This is a genomic window from Aeromicrobium sp. Leaf289 (genome assembly GCF_001423335.1).
Lineage (GTDB): Bacteria > Actinomycetota > Actinomycetes > Propionibacteriales > Nocardioidaceae > Aeromicrobium.
The window spans coordinates 178,960-188,577 of sequence record NZ_LMNK01000005.1 but is presented as its reverse complement, the minus strand read 5'-3'; the positions used below and the strand labels follow the sequence as shown (position 1 = coordinate 188,577).

General features: G+C 71.8%; 9 protein-coding genes. 2 read left to right on the top strand and 7 right to left on the bottom strand.

Annotated features, from left to right (window positions below):
- Positions 1-357: 357 nt before the first annotated feature.
- From ASF37_RS15650 to ASF37_RS15640, 3 genes are all read right to left on the bottom strand, one after another.
- Entirely contained in the window at positions 358-1,221 is an 864-nt protein-coding gene (locus ASF37_RS15650) for an Fpg/Nei family DNA glycosylase (RefSeq protein WP_055969428.1), read from the bottom strand.
- Between the two features lie 52 nt (positions 1,222-1,273).
- On the bottom strand, positions 1,274-2,353 hold the full coding sequence (locus ASF37_RS15645) for an alpha/beta hydrolase (protein WP_056574691.1): 1,080 nt from the start codon (positions 2,351-2,353) through the stop codon (positions 1,274-1,276).
- Between the two features lie 66 nt (positions 2,354-2,419).
- Complete coding sequence (locus tag ASF37_RS15640; protein ID WP_056574694.1) at positions 2,420-3,637, bottom strand: Nramp family divalent metal transporter; 1,218 nt, start codon at positions 3,635-3,637, stop codon at positions 2,420-2,422.
- An 82-nt stretch (positions 3,638-3,719) separates the two neighbouring features.
- On the opposite strand from ASF37_RS15640, the gene ASF37_RS15635 reads away from it, so the two are divergent.
- The gene (locus ASF37_RS15635; RefSeq protein ID WP_235500014.1) at positions 3,720-4,523 is read left to right on the top strand and encodes a M15 family metallopeptidase; all 804 of its coding nucleotides are present in this window, start codon (positions 3,720-3,722) and stop codon (positions 4,521-4,523) included.
- A 78-nt stretch (positions 4,524-4,601) separates the two neighbouring features.
- On the top strand, positions 4,602-5,663 hold the full coding sequence (locus ASF37_RS15630) for a hypothetical protein (protein ID WP_056581593.1): 1,062 nt from the start codon (positions 4,602-4,604) through the stop codon (positions 5,661-5,663).
- A gap of 59 nt (positions 5,664-5,722) precedes the next feature.
- Here the strand turns inward: ASF37_RS15630 and ASF37_RS15625 are convergent, their stop codons facing one another.
- The 4 genes from ASF37_RS15625 to purQ form a co-directional block, all read right to left on the bottom strand.
- Positions 5,723-7,129 (bottom strand): DEAD/DEAH box helicase, encoded by a 1,407-nt coding sequence (locus ASF37_RS15625; protein ID WP_235499169.1) that lies wholly within the window; start codon positions 7,127-7,129, stop codon positions 5,723-5,725.
- A gap of 1,001 nt (positions 7,130-8,130) precedes the next feature.
- The gene (locus ASF37_RS15620; protein WP_055969442.1) at positions 8,131-8,682 is read right to left on the bottom strand and encodes an NYN domain-containing protein; all 552 of its coding nucleotides are present in this window, start codon (positions 8,680-8,682) and stop codon (positions 8,131-8,133) included.
- 36 nt (positions 8,683-8,718) lie between these two features.
- Positions 8,719-8,937 carry an SCO4848 family membrane protein gene (locus tag ASF37_RS15615; protein ID WP_055969445.1) on the bottom strand — a complete coding sequence of 73 codons (219 nt, stop codon included), beginning with the start codon at positions 8,935-8,937 and terminating at the stop codon, positions 8,719-8,721.
- Positions 8,934-9,605 (bottom strand): phosphoribosylformylglycinamidine synthase subunit PurQ, encoded by a 672-nt coding sequence (gene purQ, locus ASF37_RS15610; protein ID WP_056581588.1) that lies wholly within the window; start codon positions 9,603-9,605, stop codon positions 8,934-8,936. Before purQ ends, ASF37_RS15615 begins: the two co-directional genes overlap by 4 nt.
- Between the last annotated feature and the right edge of the window lie 13 nt (positions 9,606-9,618).

The window sequence follows — 9,618 nt, the reverse complement described above, 5'->3', positions numbered from 1 at the left end:
CACGAGACGCCCCCGGTGGACGCAGGATTCTGCCTTCACGCGCTGAAGCCCCAACGATGCTGCGTTGGTGACGGGATCCCGTAGAGAACGCAGCATCCTCCGCCCTCTCCCTCACGAACGCAGAATCCTGCGTCCCCGGAGCCGCGCTCCGAGAGCCCGGCCGAGCCCGGACCCGTCCGCCGGTCCAGGCCCTCTCGGAGACCGACCCGACTCGCAGCCGCGGCGACGCAGCCGCAGGAGTGGGCCACCCCGACCGACGCAGCCGTAGGGCGAGGCCCACCTCGAGCCACGCAGCCGCAGGACGAGGCCCACTCGACCGACGCAGCCGCAGGACGGGCCCGAACCGGGAGAGCCCGCCTACTTGAGGAACTTGCTCGTGGACCGGTCCTTGAGCGGCTTGCCCCCGGTCTGGCAGGTGGGGCAGTACTGCAGCGAGGAGTCGGCAAAGACGACCTCGGCAACCGTGTCCCCGCAGACCGGGCACACCTCGCCGGCCCGGCCGTGCACGCGCATGCGGGAGCGCTTGGAGTCCTTGAGCTCCGAGGCGGGCTTGCCGTGCGCCTCGGCCATCGCCTCGGCGAGCACCGACGCGATCGCGGCGTCGAGCCGACCGACCTCCTCGGCGTCGAGCTCGGAGGCGAGCGCGAACGGCGACAGCTTCGCGGCGTGCAGGATCTCGTCGCTGTAGGCGTTGCCGATGCCGGCCACGATCTTCTGGTCGCGCAGGAACCTCTTGACCTGCATGCGTCGGCCCTCGAGCAGGGGCGCCACCGAGAAGCCCTCGGCGAGGGGGTCGGGGCCCAGAGCCGCGATGCCTGGCACGTCCTGCGGGTCGCGCACCGCGTACAGCGCGAGGCCCTTGCGGGTGCCGGCCTCCGTGACGTCGAAGCCGACGTGGGGTCCGTCGCCGTGGTCGAGCCGGACCCGCGCGGCGAGAGGGCCGGCACCCATCTTGAGGCGCTTGTCGGTGAGGTGGTCGGACCAGCGCAGCCAGCCCGCCTTGGCCAGGTGGATCACGAGGTGCAGGCCGTCGACGTCGAGGTCGACGAACTTGCCGTGCCGGTGCACACCCGTGACCTGGAGCCCGGCGAGGGCCGAGACGGGCGGGTCGAACGTCTTGAGCACGGCGAACGACGCCAGCTCGACGTCGGCCAGGACGGCACCCACGGCTCGTTCACGCAGGAAGACCACGAGCGCGTCGACCTCGGGCATCTCGGGCACGCTCCGAGCCTACGCCCCGGGACCGACCACGCGGCGCGACCCGAGGGCGGTGTCAGTCGGTGTCGTGCCGGGCGTAGAAGCCCTCCATGGCGGGCCACGACGTCCGACGCGCGGCTCGTCCGGTGAGCACGCCCAGGTGACCCCCGGGCGCCTGGACGAGCTGCACGTCGGGCGATCCCGTGAGCAGGTCCACGAGGTGGCTGACGGCCCCGGTCGGCGCGAGCGTGTCGCCCAGCCCGGCCACCACGAGGACGGGAACGTCGATCCGGGCCAGCTCGATCGAGCGGCCGCCCAGCTCCACGACGCCGGTCGCGAGCGCGTTGCTGCGCACCACCACGTGGTACAGCTGCCCGAACGTGCGCCCCGGGTAGGCGTACATGTTGTCGGTGAACCGGTCCACCGCCTCGAGCTGGGCGAGGAAGTCGCGGTCGTCCGCATGCGTGAGCATCGAGATCGGCTTCGTCAGGTACTTGTCGATCGCCGAGATCTGGAACCCCAGACGGGTCAGAGGGGCCGGCACCCCGCCGAGCGTGCGGTACGCGGCACTGACCAGGCCGCTCGCGACCGCGTTGACCGGACGCGTGATCGCGATCAGCGGCACCTGGGTCAGGTCGAAGGGCGAGGCGACCGCCGTGGCCGACGCCAGCGGCAGGGACGGATCGGACGCGGCCGTGAAGATGGTGAAGATCCCACCCAGCGACCAGCCCGCCATGTGGACCGGCCGGTCGCCGGCGTCGGCGTGGACGTGGCGGACCGCCTGCGGGATCACCGTGTCCACCCAGTGCTCGATGCCGAGCTCGCGGTGCTCGAAGCTGACCGGTCCGTAGTCGACCAGGTACACGGGACGTCCCTGCTGCACGAAGTACTCCACCACGCTGCACCCGCGGCGCAGGTCGAAGGCCAGCGCCGGCGCCGCGAGGGGCGGGACGAACAGCAGCGGCTCGCCGTGCTGCTCGAGGCCCGGGTACGGGTCGTAGCGGAAGAGGCTGGCGTGCTCCGTCACCTTGATGAGCGTGCGCGGGGTCGGCCGCAGGTCGGCGATGCGACGTCCCTGCGCCTTGTCCCGCAGGTTCACCGCCGCCCCTGCGAGGTCACGGGGCACGCGGACGCGCGGGACGAGCGGGAGAGACATGACTCGCGATGATGCCAGAGGCCGCGCTGCCCCGCCGGGGAACGCCTCCGGGGGTCGCAGAGCGGATCACGTGAAGGTGAGCACCAGGAGGGAGAGGTTGAGCGCGATCACGACGGCCGCCACGGCGCACGCCGCCACCGTGGTGGCCACTCGGTTCACGTGCTCGCCCATCACGGACCTGCTCGCGGTGAGGCGCACGAGGGGCACGAGCGCGAACGGAATGCCCAACGACAGCACCACCTGCGACACGACCAGGGCACGGCTCGGGTCGATGCCGAGCACGAGCACGACCAGGGCCGGGATCACCGTCACCACCCGCCGCAGCAGCAGCGGCACACGGATCCCGAGCAGACCCTGCATGACCTCCGCGCCCGCGGCCGCCCCCACGGCCGTCGAGGCGAGGCCGGACCCGAGCAGGGCCACTGCGAACAGCAGCGCCACCCCCGCCCCGAGCTCCGACGTGACGAGCGCGTGCACCCCCGTCAAGGTGTCGGTGCCCGGCAGACCCTGCAGGCCTGCCGCGGCGACGAGCAGCAGCGACAGGTTGAGGACACCGGCGAGCAGCAGCGCGAGCACGACGTCGGTCCGCGTGGCGCGCAGCAGCCCGGCCACCGACACCTCGCGGCCCCGTGCGCCGAGCCGGCCCGACGTGAGCCCCGAGTGCAGGTAGATGACGTGAGGCATCACCGTGGCGCCGATGATCCCCGACGCGAGCAGCACGCTCTCGGCGCCCGCGAACGTCGGCACGAGGCCACCGGCCACCTCCGACGCGGCCGGTGGGTTGACGACGAGGCCGGCCACGAACCCGACGGCGATCATCGCGAGGAACCCGAGGATCGTGCGCTCGAGCGCACCCTGCCCGCGGGCGTCGCCGATCCTGAGCACGAGCAACGAGACCCCTGCCGTCAGCACGGCGCCGACCACGAGCGGCAGGTCGAACAGCAGGTACAGCGCGATCGCGCCCCCCACCACCTCGGCGAGGTCCGTGGCGATCGCGATCGCCTCGGCCTGCACCCAGTACGCCAGGCGTGGACCCCGACGCAGCCGCTGCCCGACGTGGGTGGCGAGCGACGCCTGCGTGACCAGCCCCAGCTTCGCCGAGAGGTACTGCACCAGCACGGCCATCACGTTCGCGAGCACCACGACCCACACCAGCGTGTAGCCGAACTGGGCCCCGGCGGTGACGTTGGTGGCCACGTTGCCGGGGTCGACGTAGGCGACCGCTGCCACGAAGGCCGGCCCGAGCAGGACCATGCGGCCGCGCAGGGTGGACGCCGTCAGCATGGCCGCAGCGTAGCCACCGCTCGCGCGGCTCCCGCGCGAGGACCGACCCCCGGCGGGGGCGATCCCGCACTACCGTGGTCGGGTGTCGCGACCTTCGCACCGCTCCCCCGGCGTCCTGGCCGTCCTCGTCCTGACCGTCGTCGTGCTGGCGACGTCCGTGCTGGTCGGCTGCTCCGGGCCGGACCGAGCGGACGACGCGCCGGCCACGCGCACGCCGACGCCGACGAGCGCGCCCGCGGAGACCGAGACCGCGCCGACGCCGACCCCGACCCCGACCCCGACCCCCACGGCGCCGACGGTCGGCGAGGTCTCCGACGCGCGGTGGGCGGCGATGGTCCGCACCGGTGCCTGGCGGCCCGGGTGCCCCGTCGACCGCGACGACCTGCGCGAGCTGGAGGTCACCTACGTCGACTTCGAGGGCATGGACCGCCGAGGGGTGCTGGTGGCGAACCGCGACGTCGTCGGGAGCCTCGGCCGCATCTTCGTCACGCTGCACGAGCGCGGCTTCCCGATCGAGCGCATGGACCCGGTCGAGGCCTTCGACGGTGACACGTTGAAGAGCCTGCAGGCCAACAACACCTCCGCGTACAACTGCCGCCGCCCGGACCAGATCAACGCACCGGTGCTGCAGTCGCCGCACGCGAACGGCCGCGCGATCGACATCAACCCCGACCTCAACCCCTGGATGGACCTGCGCTGCCGCTGCTGGTCACCGCGCGCCACCCACGCCGAGCGGACTCCGGCCCCCGGGAAGATCCTGGCCGACGACGCGACCGTCCGGCTCTTCGAGGACGAGGGCTGGATCTGGCAGAACATCGACGTCGCCGACTACATGCACTTCGACACCGGCTACCCGTCGAAGGCCTGGACGAGCCCCCGCGACTGACTCCTCGCCGTCCGCGGACAACTTTCCGGGGCCACCGTGCATCTGGTGGATGTCACCCACCAACCATCGGGAGGAACCATGAACATCCGTCTCCGAGCAGGGCGCCTCGTCGCCCTCCTCGCCACCCTCAGCCTGGCCGGCGGCCTGGTCGCGGCCGGTTCGGTCACGGCACCGCCGGCCGAGGCCGCGACCACGACGATCGTCAAGGGTGCGATCGCCGCTGCCGGCGAGTGGCAGCCCGGCGTCAAGGTCCGGCTGATGCTGCGCGACCCGGACTCCGGGGACAGCTACGCCACCATCGCGACCACCACCACGACCACGCGGGGCGCCTTCAGCTTCCGACCGGCGACCGTGGTGAAGGACGCCCGCTACGAGCTCTGGTACGACGACCCCGACCTCGACCTGGTCGCGGGCTGGCGGATCGTCGAGCCGGTCACGGGCTCGACCGTCACCCGGAACATCACCGCCCGCCGCGCGTCGACGATCAGCGGTCGGGTCGCGTTCGCGAACGGTGCGCAGCCCAGCCACGCCGAGGTCCTCGTGGAGGGCCAGGTGGCCGAGGCCGACGCTCCCACCCGCGGACCCGCGGCCGACGACCAGGTCGTCTACCCCACCACCGTGCCGGTCCAGTCCGACGGCACGTTCCGGGTGAAGGGGCTGCCGCGTGGCGACTACCGCCTCACCTACACCGACAAGACGCACAACTTCTTCGACATCTGCCACGACGGCAGCCGCGAGAAGGTCTCGGAGGGTGACGCCAACCCGTCCTGCCTGCACGTCACGCCGGTGTCCGTGGGCATCGCGCAGTCGGCGTCGGTCCCCCGTCGGACCTTCGTCGACCGGTCGGCGCAGATCATCGGCCGGGTCACCAACGCCCAGGGTGCGCTGGTCGAGGGCATCGCGCTGATCCACCGCGTGGGCGATCCGTCGGAGTTCACCCGCGCCTACACCACCAAGGGCGTGTGGCGTGCGATCGACCTGCCGGCCGGCAGCTGGCAGGTCGAGGTCTCACCCGACGACCAGGCGCGCTACCGCGACCGGTGGTTCCAGGACGCCGCCACGCAGAGCACCGCGCAGACGGTCACGACGACCGCTGGTCAGAAGACCACCAACCGCAACGTGGTCGTACCGAGGCGCTGATGCGAGAGGCCCCGGCCGCCTGCCGGTGAGGCAGACGACCGGGGCCGGTCTCGCGGACGTCAGGAGGCCGAGCGGGCCTGTCCACCGCCGCTGCGGCGACGGTTGCCGCCGGGGCGACCCTGGCCGGCAGAGCGACCCTGGCCGGCGGGGCGGCCCTGGCCACCGCCGCGCGGCGACCGGCTCTGGCCACCACCACGGTTCTGTCCGCCTCGGCCCTGGCCACCACGACCGGATCCGGAACCCGCACGGTGTCCGGCTCCGCCCGACGTGCGCTCGGGCAGGATGCCGCTGGCGGCGAGCGCCTCGGGCGTCAGCGGCTTCGGTGCCGTGGCGGCATCGTGCTGGCGAGCGGTGACGCCGGCCTTGGCCTGCAGCTGGACGACGTCGCGCAGGTCCTCGCGCGTGGTCATCGTGATGACGGTGCCTGCCTCACCCGCGCGGGCGGTACGACCGGAGCGGTGCGTGTACGCCTTGTGCTCGGCCGGCACGTCGTAGTGGACGACCAGCTTCACGTCGTCGACGTGGATGCCGCGGGCGGCGATGTCGGTCGCGACGATGACGTCGGCCGCACCCTTGCTGAAGCGGGCCAGGTTGCGCTCGCGCTTGGCCTGGTTGAGGTCGCCGTGCAGGTCGACCGCCTCGATGCCGGCCGTGGTGAGCTGACGCGCGAGGCGCGTGGCTCCGCGGCGGGTACGGGCGAACACGATGGTGCGGGGGTTGTCGGCGAGCAGCCGCGCCGCGGTCGCCAGCTTCTCGGTGCGCGAGCTGACGAGCACGTGGTGGTCCATGCGCATCTCGGTCTCCTGCGCGGACTCGATCTCGTGCAGGTCGTGCTGCGGGAGGTGACGACGCACCAGACGGTCGACGTCGCCGTCGAGGGTGGCCGACAGCAGCAGCCGCTGGCTGCCCTGGCGGGTCATGGCCACGAGGGCGTCGACCGGCTTGAAGAAGCCGAGGTCGCAGAGGTGGTCGGCCTCGTCGAGCACCGTGATCTCGACGTGGTCGAGGGTGCACGCGCGGCGGTCGACGAGGTCGGCGAGGCGACCTGGGGTGGCGACCACGAGGTCGACGCCGTCGCGCAGCTGGTGGATCTGCTTGTTGATCGGGGTGCCGCCGAGCACGGTCATGATGCGCAGGTGCAGCGGTGCCGCCAGCGGCGCCAGGGCGCGCTGGACCTGGGTGGCCAGCTCACGGGTGGGCACCAGGATGAGGCCGCGCGGCGCCTTCGGACGGCGGGTGCCGCCGGCCAGCTGGTCGAGAACGGGCAGGCCGAAGGACAGGGTCTTGCCCGATCCGGTGCGGGCGCGGCCGAGCACGTTGCGCCCGGCGAGCGCTGACGGCAGGACGGCCTGCTGGATCGGGGTGGGCTCGACGATGCCTTCACGGGCGAGCGCCTTGACGAGCGAGGAGGGGAGGCCGAGGTCGTTGAACGACGTCAGGGCAGGGGTGGGACGGGTGGACAGCACAGGGCTGCCAGAAGGCTGGTTCACAGAACTCTCAGACGTTGGGTGGCTCGAACCGCTCTGCGTCGGATGACGCGGCCTGTTCGAGCAAGGAGGGGGAGGCCCTCCGAACGTTCCGGGGCTCCCGTGGACCTCCAGCCTAGCAGCCGAGGACCCGCGGCCGGCGCTTCCGCTCCCGTGCCCTGCGTCACCCGGCTCGCTTCTCCGTGGTCGCCGAGCGTCGCCCTGCGGCTGCGTCGGTGCGACTCCTGGGCGGGGCTGGTCTTCGAAAGGGCCTCGACCGGAGCGGGATCCTCGTCCTGATTGGGTCTGCGGCGCGCGGTCGGGTTCGCACTCGCTGCTGCGTCGCTGTGGCTTCGAGTTCTCCTGATACTGCGTCGCTGTGGCTACGAGTTCTCCTGCGGCTGCGTCGCTGTGGCTACGAGCCGGGTCGGTCCCCGAAAGGGCCTCGACCGGAGCAGCGGGTCCGGGTCGGCTGGGTCTGCGGGGCGCGGCCACGATTCTTCATCTGTGCGGGATCCACGCATGATTCTTCCTTTGTGTGGACCGTGCCTCGCGAAGGAAGAACTGTGGCGACGAAATGGGGACCTGGAGGGCAGTGATTCTCCCTTCGCGTGGAACGGTCCACGAGAAGGGAGAATCCCTGCCCACCCGCCGCGCGAGTCGCCCCGTCGGACGCAAGATTCTGCCTTCGCGTGCAGAAACCCGAACGATGCTGCGTTCGGCACCGGTTCCCGTAGCAAACGCAGCATCCTTCGACCCTTCGCGCACGAACGCAGAATCTTGCGTCCCCCGAGCCGCGCTCCGAGAGCTCGCCCGAGCCCGTACCCGCCCGCCGGTCGAGGCCCTTTCGGAGCGCAGGTCGATTCGCAGCCACAGCGACGTAGCAGCGGGCGAAGCCCACCCCAGCGACTCAGCAGCAGGCGAAGACCCAGCCGAGCGACGCAGCCGCAGGACGAAGCCCCCGCCGAGCGACTCAGCAGCAGGCGAGGAGCACCGGCTGCCTACAGGAACTGAGCCGGGTCGAACTCGTCGATCGGCACCACGCGGATGCGCGGGAGCTCCTCGTTGAAGGCGTGCACGTCGTACTCGAGGTCGTGGAACTCGAGCCCGCGCTCGATGAGCGGGACGAAGGCGCTGCTGCGCATCTCGCGGAACGCGAGCAGACCGACCTTGCGGGTGCCCACGAGGGCGCCGAGCTGCGGGACGAAGTCGCCGTCGTTGCTCGCGAGCATGACGTCGGCGTCGCGCCGGGCCAGCTCCTCGAGGGTGCGCTGGATGGCGATGTCGACGACCTTCTGGTCGGGCGTGCCCGACAGCAGGACGGGCCGGTAGTCCATGGCGGTGAGCGCCTGCACGAACGACATGGGCACGTCGCCGTTCGCGGCGATGAAGAACAGGCCCTGGGCGGGCTGGTCCCACGTGGACTCGGCGAACGCGAGCACCCGGTCCCACCGAGGGCGCTCGTGGGGGTGGGGGCGACGGCCGAAGATCGACTGACCGAGGGTCGCGTCGATGTTCTCCCCGTCGACGAGCACGTAGGTGCGGCGTTCCATGCCACCCACCCTAGTCATGACGGCGCCGCGCGCCGGTCAGAGCAGGGTCAGCAGCCCGAGCACGCCCACGGCGACGCCGAGCGCGAGCGAGACACCGATCAGCACCGCGTGCACGCGGAAGAACGCCGTGGGCCGGCCCTGCTCGTCGCGGGCGCGGCCGTCCTTGGTCACCCGACGCCAGAACTGCGGCCAGATGAACAGGTTCCAGGCTGCCGTGACGAGCAGGACGACGGACCAGCCGACGGGCAGGCTCATGCGCTGGTGAGCGCCCTGACGGCCGAGGTGAAGAAGCCGAGGCCGTCGGTGCCGGGGCCACAGAGGTCCTCGACGGCGTGCTCGGGGTGGGGCATGAGCCCCACGACGTTGCCGCGCTCGTTGGTGATGCCCGCGATGTCGCGCAACGACCCGTTCGGGTTGGTGCCGACGTAGCGGAAGACGACCTGGCCCTCCCCCTCGAGCCGGTCGAGCGTGGCCTGGTCGGCCACGAAGCCACCCTCACCGTTCTTGAGCGGGATGGTGATGTGCTGGCCGGCCGTGAAGTCGGTGGTCCACGCGCTGTCGGCGTTCTCGACCGACAGGACCTGGTCGCGGCAGATGAAGGTGCGGTGGTCGTTACGGATGAGCGCGCCGGGCAGCAGGTGCGACTCGCAGAGGATCTGGAAGCCGTTGCAGATGCCGAGGACGGGCATGCCGCCCTGGGCCGCCGCCACGACCTCGGTCATCACCGGGGCGAACCGGGCGATGGCGCCGCAGCGCAGGTAGTCGCCGTAGGAGAAGCCGCCGGGCAGGATGACCGCGTCGACGCCCTGCAGGTCGTGGTCGCCGTGCCAGAGTGCGACCGCCTCACCACCGGCCAGGCGCACGGCTCGGCGTGCGTCGACGTCGTCGAGCGACCCCGGGAACGTGACGATGCCGATCTTCATGGCGTGCTCCTCA

Bases quoted from the DNA above. Each gene is read 5' to 3' on its own strand.
- ASF37_RS15620 (WP_055969442.1), bottom strand. From the start codon at position 8,682: ATGGAACGCCGCACCTACGTGCTCGTCGACGGGGAGAACATCGACGCG.
- ASF37_RS15645 (WP_056574691.1), bottom strand. From the start codon at position 2,353: ATGTCTCTCCCGCTCGTCCCGCGCGTCCGCGTGCCCCGTGACCTCGCA.
- ASF37_RS15640 (WP_056574694.1), bottom strand. From the start codon at position 3,637: ATGCTGACGGCGTCCACCCTGCGCGGCCGCATGGTCCTGCTCGGGCCG.
- ASF37_RS15615 (WP_055969445.1), bottom strand. From the start codon at position 8,937: ATGAGCCTGCCCGTCGGCTGGTCCGTCGTCCTGCTCGTCACGGCAGCC.
- purQ (WP_056581588.1), bottom strand. From the start codon at position 9,605: ATGAAGATCGGCATCGTCACGTTCCCGGGGTCGCTCGACGACGTCGAC.
- ASF37_RS15630 (WP_056581593.1), top strand. From the start codon at position 4,602: ATGAACATCCGTCTCCGAGCAGGGCGCCTCGTCGCCCTCCTCGCCACC.